16 protein-coding genes are annotated in these 17,554 nt (G+C 58.8%); 8 read left to right on the forward strand and 8 right to left on the reverse strand.

What is annotated here, in order from left to right; all coding sequences use genetic code 11:
* Nucleotides 1-142: 142 nt before the first annotated feature.
* The gene (locus CLV87_RS06525; RefSeq protein ID WP_099242631.1) at nt 143-1,534 is read right to left on the reverse strand and encodes an aspartate aminotransferase family protein; all 1,392 of its coding nucleotides are present in this window, start codon (nt 1,532-1,534) and stop codon (nt 143-145) included.
* A 90-nt stretch (nt 1,535-1,624) separates the two neighbouring features.
* Nucleotides 1,625-2,296, reverse strand: a complete 672-nt coding sequence (locus CLV87_RS06530) for a GntR family transcriptional regulator (RefSeq protein WP_099242629.1) — start codon at nt 2,294-2,296, stop codon at nt 1,625-1,627.
* A gap of 163 nt (nt 2,297-2,459) precedes the next feature.
* Here CLV87_RS06530 and CLV87_RS06535 point away from each other — a divergent pair, with 163 nt between their 5' ends.
* The 5 genes from CLV87_RS06535 (at nt 2,460) to CLV87_RS06555 (ending at nt 8,093) form a co-directional block, all read left to right on the forward strand.
* Entirely contained in the window at nt 2,460-3,545 is a 1,086-nt protein-coding gene (locus CLV87_RS06535; RefSeq protein ID WP_099242627.1) for a polyamine ABC transporter substrate-binding protein, read from the forward strand.
* A 56-nt stretch (nt 3,546-3,601) separates the two neighbouring features.
* On the forward strand, nt 3,602-4,966 hold the full coding sequence (locus CLV87_RS06540; RefSeq protein ID WP_099242625.1) for an ABC transporter ATP-binding protein: 1,365 nt from the start codon (nt 3,602-3,604) through the stop codon (nt 4,964-4,966).
* Between the two features lie 111 nt (nt 4,967-5,077).
* On the forward strand, nt 5,078-5,968 hold the full coding sequence (locus CLV87_RS06545; RefSeq protein ID WP_099242623.1) for an ABC transporter permease subunit: 891 nt from the start codon (nt 5,078-5,080) through the stop codon (nt 5,966-5,968).
* Entirely contained in the window at nt 5,965-6,783 is an 819-nt protein-coding gene (locus tag CLV87_RS06550) for an ABC transporter permease (protein WP_099242621.1), read from the forward strand. The genes CLV87_RS06545 and CLV87_RS06550 overlap by 4 nt, the downstream gene beginning before the upstream one ends.
* The gene (locus tag CLV87_RS06555) at nt 6,780-8,093 is read left to right on the forward strand and encodes an NAD(P)/FAD-dependent oxidoreductase (protein WP_099242619.1); all 1,314 of its coding nucleotides are present in this window, start codon (nt 6,780-6,782) and stop codon (nt 8,091-8,093) included. Before CLV87_RS06550 ends, CLV87_RS06555 begins: the two co-directional genes overlap by 4 nt.
* Before the next feature lie 10 nt (nt 8,094-8,103).
* Here CLV87_RS06555 and CLV87_RS06560 read toward each other — a convergent pair whose 3' ends face one another.
* The 5 genes from CLV87_RS06560 to CLV87_RS06580 all read right to left on the reverse strand — a co-directional run bounded on the left by CLV87_RS06560 (nt 8,104) and on the right by CLV87_RS06580 (nt 12,639).
* Nucleotides 8,104-9,018, reverse strand: coding sequence for a DMT family transporter (locus tag CLV87_RS06560; RefSeq protein ID WP_099242617.1), 915 nt, complete (start codon nt 9,016-9,018; stop codon nt 8,104-8,106).
* 151 nt (nt 9,019-9,169) lie between these two features.
* Nucleotides 9,170-9,547, reverse strand: a complete 378-nt coding sequence (locus CLV87_RS06565; protein ID WP_099242615.1) for a hypothetical protein — start codon at nt 9,545-9,547, stop codon at nt 9,170-9,172.
* A gap of 16 nt (nt 9,548-9,563) precedes the next feature.
* Nucleotides 9,564-10,337 carry a DUF6478 family protein gene (locus tag CLV87_RS06570; RefSeq protein WP_099242613.1) on the reverse strand — a complete coding sequence of 258 codons (774 nt, stop codon included), beginning with the start codon at nt 10,335-10,337 and terminating at the stop codon, nt 9,564-9,566.
* 95 nt (nt 10,338-10,432) lie between these two features.
* On the reverse strand, nt 10,433-11,152 hold the full coding sequence (locus tag CLV87_RS06575) for a dihydroxy-acid dehydratase (RefSeq protein ID WP_099242611.1): 720 nt from the start codon (nt 11,150-11,152) through the stop codon (nt 10,433-10,435).
* A 530-nt stretch (nt 11,153-11,682) separates the two neighbouring features.
* The gene (locus CLV87_RS06580; protein ID WP_099242610.1) at nt 11,683-12,639 is read right to left on the reverse strand and encodes an MBL fold metallo-hydrolase; all 957 of its coding nucleotides are present in this window, start codon (nt 12,637-12,639) and stop codon (nt 11,683-11,685) included.
* A gap of 170 nt (nt 12,640-12,809) precedes the next feature.
* Here CLV87_RS06580 and CLV87_RS06585 point away from each other — a divergent pair, with 170 nt between their 5' ends.
* The 3 genes from CLV87_RS06585 (at nt 12,810) to CLV87_RS06595 (ending at nt 15,297) form a co-directional block, all read left to right on the forward strand.
* Nucleotides 12,810-13,109 carry a YciI family protein gene (locus CLV87_RS06585; RefSeq protein WP_099242608.1) on the forward strand — a complete coding sequence of 100 codons (300 nt, stop codon included), beginning with the start codon at nt 12,810-12,812 and terminating at the stop codon, nt 13,107-13,109.
* A gap of 368 nt (nt 13,110-13,477) precedes the next feature.
* Nucleotides 13,478-14,545 (forward strand): bifunctional transcriptional activator/DNA repair enzyme AdaA, encoded by a 1,068-nt coding sequence (locus CLV87_RS06590; RefSeq protein ID WP_099242606.1) that lies wholly within the window; start codon nt 13,478-13,480, stop codon nt 14,543-14,545.
* Nucleotides 14,542-15,297, forward strand: a complete 756-nt coding sequence (locus CLV87_RS06595) for an isocitrate lyase/PEP mutase family protein (RefSeq protein WP_099242604.1) — start codon at nt 14,542-14,544, stop codon at nt 15,295-15,297. The genes CLV87_RS06590 and CLV87_RS06595 overlap by 4 nt, the downstream gene beginning before the upstream one ends.
* Nucleotides 15,298-15,354: 57 nt before the next feature.
* On the opposite strand, the gene CLV87_RS06600 is transcribed toward CLV87_RS06595, so the two are convergent.
* On the reverse strand, nt 15,355-17,460 hold the full coding sequence (locus CLV87_RS06600) for an esterase-like activity of phytase family protein (RefSeq protein WP_099242602.1): 2,106 nt from the start codon (nt 17,458-17,460) through the stop codon (nt 15,355-15,357).
* Between the last annotated feature and the right edge of the window lie 94 nt (nt 17,461-17,554).

A 17,554-nucleotide genomic window follows, 5' to 3' on the forward strand; every position in this document is an offset into this window, starting at 1 on the left:
GCAGATGCCAGTTGCCCTGATCACCTATGAAGCGATTTCCAACATCTATGGCGAGGCGTTCGCCAAGACCTGGTTCCGCCCAATTTCCAACGCACGCAAATCCTGAGGCCCGTATAGGGCGTGGCAAAAAGGGTGACTGGCGTCACCCCTCCTGCATCAGGCCCTTTTCCCGCAAAATCGCATGGGTCTCGTCCAAACTCTGACGGGCCCGTTCGATCAAGATGTCGATCTCTTCCTTCGAGATCACCAAAGGCGGCGAGATGATCATGCGGTCATAAACATGGCGCATAATCAAATTGTTGCTGAAACAGCGTTCCCGACAGATAAAGCCAACCGTCCCCGCCTCGGCGGCAAAGACCGCGCGGGTCTCCTTGTTCGGCGTGAGCGCGATGGATCCCATCATCCCGACAATCTTGGCCTCGCCCACCAGCGGGTGATCGACCAACGCCTCGAACTTCTGTTTCAGATAGGGGGCGGTTTCATCGCGCACCCGCTCGATGACCTTTTCCTCTTCCAACAAGCGCAGGTTTTCCAGCGCCACGGCGCAGGCCACCGGATGGCCGGAATAGGTGTAGCCGTGGTTGAACTCGACCCCGCCGATGACCTCTGCCACCTCATCACAGACGATCGAGCCGCCAATCGGCTGATAGCCCGATGACAGGCCTTTGGCGATGGTCATGATATGCGGGCGCAGGCCCAGAGTCTCGGTCGCAAACCAGTTCCCGGTGCGCCCAAAACCGCAAATCACCTCATCCGCGATCAGCAGGATACCGTATTTGTCAACGATCCGCTGGATCTCTGGCCAATAGCTGTCTGGCGCCACGATCACCCCGCCCGCGCCCTGCACCGGCTCGGCGATAAATGCGGCAACCTTGTCCGGCCCAAGTTCAAGGATCTTTTCCTCAAGCTGGCGGGCGCGTTCCAGCCCAAATTCTTCGGGCGACATGTCTCCGCCCTCAAGCCACCAGTTCGGCTGATCGATATGTTCGATCCCATCGACAATGCCGCCCTGCGCGTGCATGCCCTTCATGCCGCCAAGGCTCATCGCGCCCACGGTCGAGCCGTGATAGCCGTTCCAGCGCCCGATGATCACATTGCGCTCTGGCTGGCCTTTGGCCTGCCAATAGGTGCGCACCATACGCAGATTGGTGTCATTCGCCTCAGACCCGGACCCGGCAAAGAACACATGGTTCAAATCCCCCGGTGCCAGTTCGGCCAACTTGGCCGACAGCGCAATCGCGGGCACATGCGAGGTCTGAAAGAAGGTGTTATAATAAGGCAGGTCGCTCATCTGGCGTGCGGCGGCTTGCGACAGCTCCTCGCGCCCATAACCGATATTCACGCACCACAGCCCCGCCATCGCGTCAAGAATGCGATTGCCCTCACTGTCACTCAACCAGCACCCCTCGGCCCGGGTGATGATTCGCGCACCCTTATCCTCCAGTTCCGAGTTATTCGTGAACGGGTGCATATGGTGGGCTGCATCGACGCGGCGCAGCTCTTCGGTCGGGGTATTTACGGACAAAAGGGTCATGATACGGGCCTTTGCTGAGGGTCACGCCAGAATATGATCAAATTATTTCATGTCAATGACGCGCAGCATCTGGCGCAAAGATTCCCGCCCTCACAGATCGGGCTGCATGGATTGCCGGATCAGGTCCATCCCTTGGATGACATCCTCTTGGATGGCTTCGACAGCGGCATCGCTGTCCCGCTCCTGTAAGGCCGTCAGCAATTCCTTGTGTCGATCCGGCAGGTTGCGCGTGCCAAACTGACCACAAACCACCCGCAAAGACGGGCCAAACCGCAGCCAAAGCCCATCAACAAGCGCCGTCATGATCGGAGCCTGGGCAATTTCGTTCAATCGCGCGTGAAAGGCGTGATTCTCTTTGAGGTACAAAGAGACATCCCCCCGCTCAATCGCCGAATCCAAACGCGCATCAATTTCAGCCAGTTCGGCAATTTCCGCCTCAGAAATCAGCAAAACGGCCCGTTTGGTCAGCACCGCCTCCAACGCCAATCGCGCCTCGGTCAGCTCGTCCACATCCGGCAAATCCAACACCGGCACCATGATGCGGCGATTGCCCATAGCCAGCAGCGCGCCCTCGGCGGTCAGGCGTCGCAACGCCTCGCGCACCGGGGTCATCCCGGCATCCAGCCGCGCGACAAGCCCTTGAATTGTCAGCGGTTCACCCGGTTCAAATTCGCCAAACAGGATCGCGTCACGCAAATCTCGGTACACTTTTTCGTGCACCGGAAGCCCTGCGCGCTGCGCTTTGCTTGCTTCAGATTTCATCAACGCGCCTTTCCATTAAGCATTTGCGTCGCTCCGGCCCTTGCGCCGGGTAATTTCTCGTGTGAGCATCGCCAAAGTTGCTTTGCAATGCAACTTATGATCAAATTCTTGGAAGAGACACCAAGACGGGGGCAAAGACCCCCGCGACCAACGGGAGAATGAGATGACCAAGACGCTCACCACTATGACCGCCGCGCTGGCACTGATGGCTGGCATCGCCAGTGCTGACGAAGTTCGCGTATACAATTGGTCTGACTATATTGACGAGTCTCTTTTGAAGAAATTCGAAGAAGAGACCGGACTGACTCTTGTTTACGACGTTTTTGACAGCAACGAATTGCTGGAAACCAAAATGCTCGCGGGCGGGTCCGGCTATGACGTGGTTGTTCCAACCGGCGGCTTTCTTCAGCGCCAAATTCAGGCGGGTGTCTTCCAGCCGCTGGATAAAGCCAAGCTTGGCAATTACGGCAACCTTTGGGATGTGATCTCGGAACGCACCGCGCGTTTTGACCCCGACAACACCTATGCCATCAACTACATGTGGGGCACCACCGGCATCGGCACCAATGTCGACAAGGTCAAAGAAGTGCTGGGCGACGATGCGCCGCTCGACAGCCTCGCGCTGATCTTTGAAACCGCCAATATGGAAAAGCTCGCCTCCTGTGGCGTGCATTTCCTCGACGCCCCGGACGAGCTGTTCCCGGCGGCGCTGACCTATCTCGGCATTGATCCCAACACCCATGACAAGGAAGATCTGGAAAAAGCCGCGCTGCTGATGGAAAGCGTGCGCCCCCATATCCAGAAATTCCACAGCTCTGAATATATCAACGCGCTGGCCAATGGTGACATCTGCGTGGCCGTCGGCTGGTCCGGCGACGTGCTTCAGGCCCGTGGCCGCGCGCAAGAGGCCAATAACGGCGTCAACATCGCCTATAACCCGCCCAAAGAAGGCGCGCTGATGTGGTTTGACATGATGGCCATTCCGGTGGACGCGCCAAACCCCGAAGGGGCGCATAAATTCCTGAACTTCATCCTGGATGGTCAGAACATGGCCGCCGCGTCCAACTACGTGTTCTACGCCAATGGCAACAAGGCCGCGCAGGAATTCCTGGTCCCCGATGTGATCGACGATCCAGCGGTCTACCCACCGGCCGAAGCGCTTGAAACCACTTATATCAAAGACCCTTACCCGGCCAAGGTCCAGCGCTCTGTGACCCGTCTGTGGACCCGGATCAAATCCGGCGTCTGATTTGACAATCTGCCCGTCCCGATTGCGGGGCGGGCCCGTTCTTGCCGGGAAATTACATGGCCCAGACCGTCTTTGCCCCTTGGGAGGATTCCCAGGAAAAGCCCCTGATCGAATTTGTGAATGTCACCAAACGCTTTGGCGATTTCACCGCGATCGACAATCTCTCTCAGAAAATCTATGCGCGCGAATTCTTTGCCCTGCTTGGTCCGTCCGGCTGTGGCAAAACCACGATGATGCGCATGTTGGCCGGGTTTGAAACCCCGAGCGAGGGCAAGATCCTGCTGGCCGGTCAGGATATCGGAGCCGTGCCGCCCAACAAGCGCGCGGTGAACATGATGTTCCAAAGCTACGCGCTGTTCCCGCATCTCTCGGTCTGGGACAATATCGCCTTTGGCCTCAAGCGCGAAGGCATGGCCAAGGATAAGATCGCCGCGCGGGTTGACGAGATGCTGCGCCTGACCCGGCTCGAGAAATTCGCCCGCCGCAAACCGCACCAAATCTCTGGCGGTCAACGCCAACGTGTCGCCCTGGCGCGTTCTCTGGCCAAAGCCCCGAAACTGCTGCTGCTCGACGAACCCCTCGGCGCGCTAGACAAAAAGCTGCGCCAGGAAACCCAGTTCGAGCTGATGGATATTCAGGAAAGCACCGGCACCACCTTTGTCATCGTGACCCATGACCAAGAGGAAGCCATGACCGTGGCCAGCCGTGTCGCGGTAATGGATCATGGGCGCATTGTGCAGGTGGCCACACCTGATGTTATCTACGAAGCGCCAAACTCGGTCTATGTGGCTGATTTCATTGGCGATGTGAACCTGATCTCGGGCAAGGCCTCCACTCGAAAAGCCGCACCAGCGTCGCAGTCCAAACCAGCCCCGCAGCCCGCAAAACCCGCCGAACCGACATCGCCCAGCCCCTCGGACGAACGTCGCCCACAGCCCAATGCCATGGGTGAATGGCTGCATGACCGCGTGCTTGAACCGGTACTGGGCAAGCGCGATCCTAACACCCCCGCCCCTATTGTCGAGCAGGTCACAGCTGCCGAACCGCAGCCCGTCTCGGCACCGCCCGAGATCCCAGCGGGCGGGCTGGCCATCACCTGGTCGCCTGACCACCCGCCCCTGATCGCCTCCAACGCATCGGAAACCTTCGGCGGGGCTGATGTCGTACTGGCGCTGCGCCCGGAAAAGCTCAACATCTCCACCACCAAGCCCGACGCCCCCAATGTGCTTAGGGGCAAGGTGATCGACATTGCCTATCTCGGCAATATCTCGACCTATCACGTGCAATTGGACAATGGCACGATGGTCAAAGCCCAGATCGCCAATACACGCCGCGTCTCGCGCCGTCAGATCACCTGGGAAGACGAGGTCTGGCTCAGCTTTACGACCACGGCGGGCGTGGTGCTGGAGCAAGGGACATGATCACCTGGCCCCCTGCCCCCCTCTCCCCGGCCGCCCCCCAAATTTCGTCGACGAAATTTGCAAATTCCATCCATGGAATTTGGCCCAGCCGCACGGCAAGGGAGGGTTAACATGCGTCGCGCCCTGCTGATCAGTATCCCTTACCTCTGGCTCTTGGTCCTGTTCCTGATCCCCTTCGTCATCGTGTTCAAGATCTCGCTTTCGGACGCCGCCATTGCCCGCCCGCCTTACCTGCCCACGCTGGAACTCTCCGAAGGCTGGGCCAGCATCAAAGAGTTCTTTGCCGAGCTCGATTTCGAAAACTACACCTTCCTTGGCGAAGACCCGCTCTATCGCCTCGCCTACCTCAGCTCGCTGAAAATTGCTGTGGTCTCTACCGTGCTGACCCTGCTGGTAGGCTATCCGATTGCCTATGGCATGGCCCGCGCCGCGCCGGAATGGCGGCCCACCTTGCTCATGCTGATCATCCTGCCCTTCTGGACCAGCTTTCTGATCCGCGTCTACGCGTGGAAGGGCATTCTCAGCACCGAAGGCCTGCTGAATCAGCTCCTGATGGGGATCGGCCTTGTCGACGCGCCGCTCACCATCCTCAACACCAACACCGCCGTCTATATCGGCATCGCCTACACCTATCTGCCCTTCATGGTCCTGCCGATCTATTCCGCGCTGGAAAAGATGGACGATTCCCTGCTCGAAGCCGCCGAAGACCTCGGCTGTTCTCGCCTGCAAGCCTTTTGGATGGTCACCATGCCCCTGTCCCGGGCCGGGATCTTTGCGGGCAGCTTCCTTGTCTTCATCCCGGCCTTGGGCGAATTCGTCATCCCCTCGCTTCTCGGCGGCTCGGACACGTTGATGATCGGCAAGGTTCTCTACGAGGAATTCTTCTCTAACCGCGATTGGCCAGTGGCCAGCGCCGTGGCGGTGATCCTGCTCTTGATCCTGATCGTGCCCATCGTGCTCTTTCAGCTTAACCAGCAAAAACAACAGGAGGCCGGGAAATGAGACGGTTCTCCTGGTTCAACGCCACATCCCTGACCTTGGGCTTTGCCTTTCTCTACCTGCCGATGATCATCCTGGTGGTCTATAGCTTCAACTCATCGCGGCTGGTCACGGTCTGGGCCGGGTTCTCCACCAAATGGTATGGCGAATTGCTGCAGAACGAGGATTTCCTGCAAGCGGCCTGGGTCACGCTCAAAGTCGCCTTTTTCGCCTCAACACTCGCCACGGTCCTTGGCACTTTGGCGGCTTATGTTCTGGTGCGCGGCGGGCGCTTTGCCGGGCGCACGCTGTTTTCCGGCATGATCTATGCACCGCTGGTCATGCCCGAGGTCATCACTGGTCTCTCGCTGCTTTTGCTCTTTATTGGCATCGGCCTTGATCGCGGCATTCTGACGGTGATCCTGGCCCATACCACCTTTGCCATGTGCTATGTCTCGGTTGTGGTCAGCTCGCGCCTGGTCAGTTTTGATCACTCGCTGGAAGAGGCCGCGCTGGACCTTGGCTGTTCCCCGTTCGAGGCATTCCGCCTTGTCACCCTGCCCATCATCGCCCCTGCGGTGATTTCGGGCTGGCTGCTGGCCTTTACCCTGTCGCTTGATGATCTGGTCATTGCCAGCTTTACCACGGGCCCCGGCGCGACCACCCTGCCGATCAAGGTGTTTTCCGCCGTGCGCCTGGGCGTCAGCCCGGAAATCAACGCGCTATCCACCATCCTGATCGCCATTGTGACCGTAGGCGTGATCACCACCTCGCTGATCTCCAAACGCGCCGCCGTGCGCCAGGCCAAAGAAGAGCGCGCCGCCGAACGCAGCACATGAAACGCATCTACGAGGCCGAGGCCTACAAGCCCGACAGTGGCAGCTATTGGGCGTCAACGGTTGACCCTGAGGCTTGGCCAAGCCTTGACCAAGACCATAGCTGCGACATCGCCATCATCGGCGGCGGCTTTACCGGCTTGAATGCGGCGCTTACCTTGGCGCGGTCCGGGCGCAAGGTGGCCGTGTTTGACGCCATGCATCCGGGTTGGGGCGCATCGGGGCGCAATGGCGGGTTTTGCTGTGCCGGCGGTGCGCTGATCACCCCCGCGCGGATGGACAAGTATTTTGGCGACGGTGCGGGGGCCGATTGGCTGCGGGCCGAGGCGCAGGCCATTAATCACGTCTCGGGCCTGTTGGCCGATCATACCATCGATGCCGACACCCATTCCCAAGGCGAAACCTGTCTCGCCCATTCCAAACGCGCCTGGCGGGCGATGCAGAAACAGGCGGCTGAAACACCGCCCAACGCCGAGGCGCAACCCCAGCTTTTGACCCGCCAAGACCTGCAGGCGCAGGGCCTAAACGGCCCTTGGCTGGGTGGCCTCACCTCGCCCAAAGGCTTTGCCCTGAACCCGATGAAATACCTCTCGGGCCTCTCCCAAGTGGTCAAATCCGCCGGGGCCGAGCTGTTCCAGAATGCCCCGGTCTCGCAAATCACGCCCCACGCCTCGGGCTGGCATCTGACCACTGGCGCGCATCAGGTGCAGGCCAAACAGGTCATCATCGCCACCAATGGCTATTCGAGCGATGACCTTCCCGACTGGCTCGGCGCGCGTTATCTGCCGGTGCAATCCCATGTCATCGTCACCCGCCCTTTGACCGAGACCGAGCAGCAAGAGGCTGGTTGGTGGTCGGACCAAATGGCCTATGACTCGCGCAATCTGTTACATTATTTCCGCCTTATGCCCGATGGCCGCTTTCTGTTTGGGATGCGCGGCGGGCTGCGCGCCACCGCCAAAAGCCAACAGGCCCTGTCACGCAAGATCCGTCAGGATTTCAACTTGATGTTTCCCGCCTGGCGCAAGGTCGAGATCAGCCATGAATGGTCTGGGCTGGTCTGCCTGATGGGTGATCTGACCCCCTTTGTCGGTCAGGTGCCCGAGGCCCCAAACCTCTACGCCACGCTTGGCTTTCACGGCAATGGCGTGGCCATGGGCAGCTATGCCGGCCACCTGCTGGCGCAGCACCTGATCGACGGCACCGCCCTGCCCGCCACGATGGCCGCCCCGCCGGGCAAATTCCCCTTGGGCCGCTTCCGCCGCAATCTTCTCGCTCCAAGCTATTGGTTGGCCGAAACCTTTGATCTTTAAGGCTTGATCTTTAACCCTGCGGGGTCATCCCGGGCCGCGCCTTGCCGCGTTTCAGCCCCAGCTGCCGCTCGCGCCAGATGATCAACCCACCCGCCGCCATAACAATACCCGACCCGATCAGCACCATGGCCGTCGGCACTTCGGCAAAGAACACATAGCCAAACAGAATCGCAAACAGGATCGAGGCGTAATCAAACGGGGCCAGCAACGCCGCTTCGGCATGCTTATAGGCCGAGGTCAAAAAGATCTGCGCCACGCCGCCCACAAACCCCGATGCCGCCAGCAATCCAAACCCAAACCAGCCCGGCCAGGCCCAGCCAAAAGGAATGGTCAGCAAAGACAGGCTCGTCGCGGTGAGCGAGAAAAAGAACACAATGGCCGAGGTCTCTTCGGTAGCGACAAGCTTGCGAATATGGATCTGCGCCAGGGCGCGCAGCACGGCAGAAATCAACACGCAGGCAACGCCCAACATCGCCACATCATCCAACTGATCCAGCGACAGGCGCGGCCACATCACCACGATCACCCCGACCAGCCCCAGCCCCACCGCGCTCAGACGAAAGGCACGCAGCCTTTCGCCCAGCAAAACGGCGGCGAACAGGACCGTGAACATCGGCGCGGCATAACCGATGGCGGTGACCTCTGGCAAAGGCAGCAAGCCCAGCGAGGCAAAGCCGAACCCCATCGCCGACACCCCAATCACCCCACGCCAGAAATGCCCCATAGGGCGCTTGACCCGGAGCCCGGTTTTCAAATCGCCGCGCAGAAACAGCCAGCCAATGATGATCGGCATGGCAAAGAAAGACCGGAAAAACACCGCCTCACCCGGCGGCACCAGATCCGAGGTCGCCTTGATCAGGGACGCCATGATGGTGAACAGAAAAACCGCACAGAGTTTCAGCGCAATGCCGCGAAACGGGGACATGAAAGCTCCTTGCCAAGAATGGCCGCAACCTGAGCCGATCTTGGGCACGGGTCAAGGTGAGAGGGGGATGGGGCGCTGCCCCGTCCCGAGCAAGCTCGGGACTCCCCGGGATATTTTTGGCCCAAAGAAACCCGAATGCCGTGACAAAAGGTCAGGTGGTTTCCAGACAATGGCGACGGAAGGCGCGTTTGAGCATGTCCAGCTCGGCGCGCAGCAGATCCACCTCGGCGCGGATGTCATCGCCCAGCACATCCCCCGCGATCAGCGTGAAACTGTCCAGCACCACATCCGCATTGGCATCACTGATCAAAAAGGTTTGCACCCCTTCGCCCACCGCCTCAACCGGCACCGGAATCTGGATCACCCAGCGCCCGGCCTCCTTGGCATCGGTCAGGGTCACGCCGCGCACCGGCATGTCGCGCAATGTCACCGAAATCTCCGGCTGCGCTGCACCTTTTTCGACGGCGGTCAGCAGACCTTCCCAAAGGCCTTCGCGAAAGCGGGTTTTGGTGAGGGAAAAGGCGCTCATTTCCATGTCTCTCCTGTTACAGCTCCGCCCGCTTGCGACGGCTAAAGGTGAGATCCCGCAGGATCACCTGGTTCATCTGAGGGCCTTCGAAAATCAGATCCAGCCACATCTTTTCCACCCGCTTTTCGTTCAGCTTGGTATAGGCCAGATCAAATTCGACGACGATATCTTCTTCGTTCAGGGGCAGTTCGCGCACGATCTGCTCGGTATTGGGGCCGTGCTTGATGTTCAGCCGCGCAAAAATCTCCAGCGGTTTCTCCATCTCAACGATGGTTTCAATGCGGATCAGATGTTTGCGCAGCAACCCCGCGCTCGCCTCTTCGGGCAGGTCAATCGCCAGCGACAGGTAAGAGCCGTCAAAGCGGAACACATCCATGCGCAAGCCAAAGGCGGCCAGATCCTCTTCGCGCATATTGCGGATCTGGCGCAGGGTCAGTTCCGAATGCTGGCAATCGTGAAACAGCGTCGCCTCTTTGCCCAGCATGGATTTTGACTGCACCGAGGAAATCCCGGGAACGGGAAGCGGGCCACACCACAGTTCGGGCCGCCAGGCCCAATCGGCATCCGCCGGCCGTGGGAAAGACTGATTCCCGATATAGGGAAGCGCAAGGCGTGAGTCAGCCACGTGAATGAGTTCATCGAGCTGATGCTTGAGCTTACGCGCCCGCACACGTTGGTTGCGCAATTCGACCAGATCGGTATCCGCCGCAGCCCGGGCCGCACGCGACCAGCGGCGCAGCGCGCCATGCTCTAACGAGCGGTCCAGCCAACCTTGTTTTTCGCCACCCATAGAATGCCCCGATTTGCCGTTCTCATCCCAGCCAAGCCGACTGTTTCGCCGCCAAAACGCAGCGAAACCCAAGCCTGATCATAGTATGGCAAATCTTAACGGCCGAATAAACGGTCCAATAGCGCGTTTTGCTGTGGTTTTTTGCGCTTGGTCGGTTTTGCCGCGCCACTTGGGCTCAGCGAGGCGACTTTGTTATGCAGCTTGCGCAGCATCCCACCGCCATGCGCCCCGGCATAGGGGCTGCCCTTGGGCGCATAAAGCGCCAGCCCAACCAGCCGATCCCCTTGCAAAAACGCGCCGCGCCAATGCCGCTTATCGCCGCCCTCCAGCAGGGCATCACCGCCACCATCCAGGTTGGCAACAACAAAACCCTCACCAGTCTCCCCCCCCAGCAAAGGGGCCTTGGCGGTAAAGGCCAGCTCGCGCGGGGTCGGCAGGTCCGAGGCACCGCCCTTGGGGCCAACCGTAACAGTGATCAGGACAGGCTCAACCGCTTGACCTACCTTGCCATCAGACAGGATGTGACAGGAGGCAATCAGGGCAAACCCCCGGTCGCGCTTGTTCTCGATGGTCACCGGATCCAGACAATAACCCTCAGGCCCGGCCACAATCACATCGCCGCCCACCAGACGCGCCCGCGCCAAAGGCAGTTGGGTCTTGGCTGGTTTGGCATCACTTTCCGAGGTTTTGGGGGCCATAAGGCCAGACAGGAAACCGCCGGTTTTTGCAGGTTTGCCCTGATCCGGATTTGAGGCTGGCAAGCCGCCACAAGCTGACACAAAACCCGCCAAAACCAGACCTGCAAGGACCCGCATTCTCATCATCCCTTCACCCTTCACCAAAACCAGAAACAGCCCATGTGATCTCACCTATCAACGAGCGCCCGCGGTGGTGTTCTATCGGGAATAGCGAAGCCCATCCAAGGGGACAAGATGAAACAAATACCGCTTCCGCGCCCATCACCCGCCCAACCCGACGCAGCCCCATCCCAAAACACGCAGCCCCATGCTTCTTCTTGGTCCAAATACTCCGGGGAGTCCCGAGCTTGCTCGGGGCGGGGCAGCGCCCCAAATCGCCGCCAAACTGGGGTAAATTAACACTTATGAATCGGATTTAACCAAAAACTTTGCCCGGCACATCGCAAGCGCCCCAATGCCCGGCCAATCTCCCCCAAACAACGCCAGAATCGGACAGATTGGCCAAATCGCCCCTCTCAGCACCCCGTGACACCCCGGGGCAATCTCTACAAAACAGCGGGCGTTTTGTACCAATACCCCCGTTGCACAAAAGGCGCGCGATCCGTTACCGGCACCGCACGCCTTCTTAATACGCTTCCGTCAGAGGCTCAGAGATAGTCCCAAGTCGCTGGTGTAAAGCGATAGGCCTCGCCGGATTTCTCGACATAGCCAACACCCGGGAATGGCATATGCATGCCCGCGATCTTCTGGTCGCCTTTCACCAGCGAGGCAAACAGATCCGCCCGCGTTTTCGCCGCCAATTCCTGATCCGTGTCAAAGCCAATGGTGACTTCGGGATGGGTCATCTGCACATGGCTCACATGCACAATATCGCCCCAAATCAACAGGCTGTCCCCGGCACTTTCCAGCATAACCCCTTGATGTCCAAGGGTATGTCCCGGCATCGGGCGACCAACTAAACCCGGGGCTAGATCAGCCTCGCCCTCGACAATGCGCAGCCGATCCTGATAGGCGGCAATGACGCCCATGGCCAGATCAAAAGCCCCACGGAAATTCTCCGGGGCCTGGGCCTGAATGTCTTTCGAGGTCCAGAAATCCACATCCGCCTTGGTCACCACCAGTTCGGCATTGGGATAAAGCGCCGCGCCATCCGCAATCGCCCCGCCAATATGATCGCCATGCATATGCGTGACAATCAGCTTGGAAACGTCACCAGGCTGCACCCCTAAGGCACTCAAAACACTTGGCAAATCCCCCAAGGTCGGCCCAAAGACAGCCCCAGTCCCCGCATCAATCAGCCAGTTTTCACCACCCGATTGCACCAGATAAGCGTTCACCGCGGCGCGGAAGTTGGCCGGGTCCTGATGACCGGCGACCAGCAATTGCGCAATCGTCTCCTGATCCGCGCCCTGCAGCATATTCAGCGGCATGTTAAAGTAACCATCTGAAATGGCTGTCACAATCATGTCGCCAATTTTGAATTTCTGGGCGGCAACCACCTGTGTCCCATGCCCATCCGCCATAACGGCAATGGGAACGATACCGGCGGTGGCGGTCAAGGCCGCTGCGGCGGGAAAAGTCTTGAGAAAAGTACGGCGTTTCATGGCAGTGTCCTTCTGCGTGAATTCACGGCCAACAACCTAGAGCATTGTGCGATTCGGGAAAGGACAACCGGGCAACTCTTTTGTGATCATCTGGGATAAGTGCCGCGAGCATCTGGCTCTATGGCCCTTGCCCTCTCGCGCGTAGCCTCTTGAAAACAGGAGGATAAAGGATGACCCGCTGGGCCGTGATTTTCAAAGACCACCCCGATATGATGGCAATCCGCGCGGATAAATCCCGCCGCGATGCCCATGTCGCCTATGTCAAAGCCCACCCCGAATTGCTGATCGGCGGCGGCTTGCGCCCGGATGCCGGGGCGGATTTCTGCGGTGCGCTTTGGATCGTGGAACTGGACAGCAAAGCCAAGGTCGAGGTCCTGATCTCTGCCGATCCGTTCTACGTCCCCGAACTTCGCAATTACGAGATTTTTGCATGGGGCAAAATTCTCGAAGATCAAAGCGCTGTTCTCTAGGGTCAGGACCCATCAATTCACAATGCTCAGCATGGAAAAATACGTGTTATCAGAGGCTTGAATTTCGCAGACAAGGCTGGTTGCCTTGGCAAGAAAATAGAGCCGCTGAGAGCGTGTATTTCTCCATGCCCGTCCTCCCGAAGGGAGGCCAACTGGTATTAGCGCGCTTCTGGCGCGACGGGTTCGCCGGATTTTGCCCCAACCTGCGTTATATACCCTTGAAATAGAACCACTATTCCTGCGGGCATATGCCTGGTCTGGAACAAAATCTGGCGAACTGAGCGTTGTGAATTGATGGGTTCTGACCCTAACAGAATAAACGCCCGAATTTCGGCGGCGGCCCGTGTCTGGCATGTTAGAACACCCTCATGTTGTTCAAGCTTCCCGATCCCGACACCCTGTATCAGGCCCTTTTGGACCGCGACCCGACCTATGACGGGCGCGCCTATGTTGGTGTGTCCAGCACCGGTGTCTTTTGTCGACTGACCTGCCCGGCCCGCAAGCCGAAACGCGAAAATTGCACGTTTTATGAAAGCGTTGCGGATTGTATCGAGGCCGGGTTTCGCCCCTGCAAACGCTGCCACCCCCTGCTGGCCGAAGCCGAGGCTGACCCGGCAATCAAGGTGCTGTTGGACGCCCTTGAAAACCGCCCCGCCTATCGCTGGAAAGAGGCCGATGTCGCGCGACTGGGCTTTGATCCGTCAACAATCCGTCGCAGCTTTAAACGCCATTTTGGCATGACCTTTCTGGAAATGGCGCGGCAAAGGCGCATTCGCGAAGGCTTTGAAACCATCGCCGGGGGCGGCGCAGTGATTGAGGCGCAGTTGGATGCGGGCTTTGACTCGCCCAGCGCCTTTCGCGACGCCTTTGCCAAACTGCTGGGTCGCGCACCTGGCACCCTGTCCCGCCAACCGCTTTTGTTTGCCGATTGGATTCCCACAGCCCTTGGCGACATGATCGCCGTGACCAGCAAGACTGAACTGCATCTGCTCGAATTTCTCGAACGCAAGGCCCTGCCGACCGAGCTGAAAAAACTGAACAAGTTTGCCAAGGGCGAAATCGGCATTGGCAAGACCGAGATCTCGGCGCAAATCGCTGAGGAACTGGCGGGCTTTTTCGCAGGCACCAAAGCCACGTTCGAAACGCCCCTCGCCTATCACGGGTCAGACTTCACGCGCGAGGTCTGGCACGCGCTCCGGCGCATTCCCGCAGGTGAAACCCTCAGCTATTCCGAATTGGCCCAACAGATGGGCAAGCCCAGCGCCACCCGCGCCGTGGCCCGCGCCAACGGGGCCAATCAAATTGCACTGGTCATCCCCTGTCATCGGGTGCTTGGCGCGGATGGATCGCTGACCGGATATGGCGGCGGGTTGTGGCGCAAACAGAAGCTATTGGAAATTGAACGGCAATATCTGCCACAGAGGGAGAGGACATGACCCAAGTAGAAAAGGCGCAGATCTTCAAAGGCTTGCATAAAAAGGGTGACCCGGTTGTTCTGTATAACATCTGGGATGCGGGCGGAGCGCAAGCCTTGGCAAAAGAGGGAGCTAAGGCCATCGCCACCGGCAGTTGGTCAGTTGCTGCCGCACAAGGCTATCCAGATGGCGAGATGCTCCCAATGGACCTGCTCTTGTGTATCGCTGAGCGCATCGTGGCCAGCACCGAGCTGCCAGTGACGATTGATTTTGAGGGTGGGTATGCGGTTGATCCTGAACCTTTGGCCGAAAATATCCGCCAATTGATCGAGACCGGCGCTGTGGGTTTGAATTTCGAAGACCGTATCGTGCAAGGCGAAGGTTTGTACCCGCTCGAACAACAGGCCAAGCGCATCGCGGCCATTCGCGCCCAGGCCGATGCTCAAGCTGTGCCTTTCTTTATCAATGCCCGCACCGATTTGTTTCTCAGAGAAAATCCAGAGGATCACGCCGCCCAGATTGAAGAGGCATTGGAGCGCGCGAGCGCATATAAGGAGGCTGGAGCCGATGGGTTCTTTGTACCAGGTCTTACAGAGCCTGATTTGATTGCGCAGATCGTCGAAGGCACAGATCTGCCCGCCAATGTGATGATGCGCGGTATTCCTACGGTTCAATCCGTCGCTGAGCTAGGTGTTGCACGTGCCAGCTATGGCCCAATCCCATACTTTGACGCGCTTGGCGACCTGACAACTCGCTACAGGACCATCACATAAAGAAAACGCCCTGCGGAGCCGATCCGCAGGGCGTTTGTTTTGGCTTGTCGCGGCAGCTTAAAGCTTGCCAATCGACCAGAAGAAGGTCTCGCCCGAGCTGTCATCGACACCATCATTGTCGGTGCTGACAAAAGCCGAGCCGTCCGGCAGGATCGCCAGGCCTTCGATCTTGTCGGTGACGTAACCGCCAAAGGACTGCAGATCTGGGATCAGGTCGCGCACTTCTTCTTTGGACACGACGGGCAGAACCTCACCCAGTTTCGCAGGCACCATTTCGGCAGCCGGGATGCGGTAGATTTTCTTGGTCACAACGTCCGACCCGATCTGATTGTCGCGCTCGATGACATAGACGTAATCGCCATGTGCCACGATCTCGGACAGACCAACCCAGCCCTTTTTCGGCTCGGCTTTGGGATAGTGAACCGCGCCCCATTCCTTGGTTTCAAGGTTATAAGCCACCAGTTTCACGTGGTTCTTGGGGTCGTCTTTCCATTCGCGCTGAACGGCCATCCACAGAGTATCGCCAATCATGGTGATGCCCTCAAAGCCAAAGCGTTTCTCAACCGCCATCAGCTCAGCTGGCAGGCCAATTTCCTGCTTATGGCTTTTGATCAGACCATCGCCGTCGACGTGGTAAACCGCGTGCGGGATCGCGCGGTCGGTGCGCCCCTCAGAGGCAAGATAGAAACCACCCTTGCCGTCCAGAGTGATGCCTTCGAGGTCCAGTTTCTGGGCAGCGGCACCATCGGCGCGGTGAACGCGGATCACGTCAACGATCTTGGCCGGTGTCTGGCTGGCATCGATCTTGAAGATCGACGGCTGGAAGCCAAAGAAGCTGTCATTGACCGCATAGATCATGCCGTCTTTGTCAGCCACCATGCCCGAAATCGCGCCCCAGCCGATCAGCTCTTTGGCACCTTCGGAGGTCAGGGTCGGATACTGAGGGGCCGCATCCTGCAGCTCATACATCATGACATGGGCACGCGGGCCCTTGTCTTCGATCAGATCTTTTTCATTGGCGGATACCAGCAGGTTGCGCGCGGGCAGGGCAACGTACCCCTCTGGGCCAACACCCGATGGCAGGATCTGTTTCAGAACCGGCGCGCTGAGATCGGTGACGTCATAGACACCCACAGCGGACCCACGCTCGGACCCGACAAAAACGTAAGGCGTGTCGCCGAATTTGGCGAATTCGATGCTTTCCGGCTCAACGCCTTTGCTGTCGGAACGCTTATCCGGGTAGTGGCCGATCTGAACCAGCGCGTGCTCAAAGCTCGCCCCACTTTCATAGACAACCGAACCATCCTTGTTGAAGATGGTCCAGCCGCGCGAGCCACCATCCATGTCGCCCTCATTGGCGGTGGCAAAATGGTCGGCATCGATCCACTTGACCGCATCAGGTTCACGGACACGGCCCATTTGGCTTTCGGTGAAGAGCAGCGCGCCGCGCTCATCCGTGGCGTCGATGCCCTCGAGGTCAACGGCACCGGCTGAGAAGTGGTTCAGGATCTCGCCATCCTTGGACACAACAACCATGTGGTTGTTCTCCTGCATGGTGACGACGATCTCACCATTGTCGTTGATGTCGACAAATTCGGGCTCTGGATCTTCGGGGGAAACCTCGGCCAGGCCAGTCAGCTCGATCATTTTCAGCGTGTCACAGGCAGGCACATCACCGTTCAGAGCAACGGTGACCAGAAAGCCAGCGGGCAACTGACCGGTACGGCCATCGCCCAGATCCTCGTCACGCTCGTTTTCGATGGCGACGGCCACAAAAGACCCATCCTTGGCCACCGCGATGCTGTCGGGCTGACCGCCCAGATCACAACGCGCAGCTTCGGACCCGTCAGCAATGTTGATCGCGGCCAGGAAGCCCGATGGATCGGTGTAAGACTCGGACGTGTTCACGCCAACAATGGCATTGACACCGGCAACACCAACCGAAGTCGGCTCACCCTCCAGGGCGATATTGCCCAGCGGCTTGGGGTTGGCAGCATCGGTGATGTCGATACGCCCCAGCACGCCCAGCGGACTGTCCGTATAGACCAGCGTGTTACCGTCGGCGGTTGCGGCAATGATTTCGGCCGAAGTTTCGGCCTTTTTGTCTTCGCCATCTGCCATGTTCATTGGCGTGGCAAAGCTGGAAATGCGGTTGAAATTCATTTCTGCAAAAGCGGTTCCAGCGCTAAGCGCCAATACCGAAGTCAAGCAAAACGTCTTAAAGCCCACGACGGTCTCTCCTCATAGTTTTTCGAGC

Source organism: Pelagimonas phthalicica (assembly GCF_004364805.1).
GTDB classification, from domain to species: domain Bacteria; phylum Pseudomonadota; class Alphaproteobacteria; order Rhodobacterales; family Rhodobacteraceae; genus Pelagimonas; species Pelagimonas phthalicica.

What these genes read in the sequence shown, in the direction of transcription:
- CLV87_RS06525 (WP_099242631.1), bottom strand. Translation starts at nt 1,534, where the DNA reads ATGACCCTTTTGTCCGTAAATACCCCGACCGAAGAGCTGCGCCGCGTC.
- CLV87_RS06575 (WP_099242611.1), bottom strand. Translation starts at nt 11,152, where the DNA reads ATGCGGGTCCTTGCAGGTCTGGTTTTGGCGGGTTTTGTGTCAGCTTGT.
- CLV87_RS06565 (WP_099242615.1), bottom strand. Translation starts at nt 9,547, where the DNA reads ATGAGCGCCTTTTCCCTCACCAAAACCCGCTTTCGCGAAGGCCTTTGG.
- CLV87_RS06555 (WP_099242619.1), top strand. Translation starts at nt 6,780, where the DNA reads ATGAAACGCATCTACGAGGCCGAGGCCTACAAGCCCGACAGTGGCAGC.
- CLV87_RS06560 (WP_099242617.1), bottom strand. Translation starts at nt 9,018, where the DNA reads ATGTCCCCGTTTCGCGGCATTGCGCTGAAACTCTGTGCGGTTTTTCTG.
- CLV87_RS06600 (WP_099242602.1), bottom strand. Translation starts at nt 17,460, where the DNA reads ATGAATTTCAACCGCATTTCCAGCTTTGCCACGCCAATGAACATGGCA.
- CLV87_RS06590 (WP_099242606.1), top strand. Translation starts at nt 13,478, where the DNA reads ATGTTGTTCAAGCTTCCCGATCCCGACACCCTGTATCAGGCCCTTTTG.
- CLV87_RS06570 (WP_099242613.1), bottom strand. Translation starts at nt 10,337, where the DNA reads ATGGGTGGCGAAAAACAAGGTTGGCTGGACCGCTCGTTAGAGCATGGC.
- CLV87_RS06530 (WP_099242629.1), bottom strand. Translation starts at nt 2,296, where the DNA reads ATGAAATCTGAAGCAAGCAAAGCGCAGCGCGCAGGGCTTCCGGTGCAC.
- CLV87_RS06595 (WP_099242604.1), top strand. Translation starts at nt 14,542, where the DNA reads ATGACCCAAGTAGAAAAGGCGCAGATCTTCAAAGGCTTGCATAAAAAG.
- CLV87_RS06580 (WP_099242610.1), bottom strand. Translation starts at nt 12,639, where the DNA reads ATGAAACGCCGTACTTTTCTCAAGACTTTTCCCGCCGCAGCGGCCTTG.
- CLV87_RS06540 (WP_099242625.1), top strand. Translation starts at nt 3,602, where the DNA reads ATGGCCCAGACCGTCTTTGCCCCTTGGGAGGATTCCCAGGAAAAGCCC.
- CLV87_RS06585 (WP_099242608.1), top strand. Translation starts at nt 12,810, where the DNA reads ATGACCCGCTGGGCCGTGATTTTCAAAGACCACCCCGATATGATGGCA.
- CLV87_RS06535 (WP_099242627.1), top strand. Translation starts at nt 2,460, where the DNA reads ATGACCAAGACGCTCACCACTATGACCGCCGCGCTGGCACTGATGGCT.
- CLV87_RS06550 (WP_099242621.1), top strand. Translation starts at nt 5,965, where the DNA reads ATGAGACGGTTCTCCTGGTTCAACGCCACATCCCTGACCTTGGGCTTT.
- CLV87_RS06545 (WP_099242623.1), top strand. Translation starts at nt 5,078, where the DNA reads ATGCGTCGCGCCCTGCTGATCAGTATCCCTTACCTCTGGCTCTTGGTC.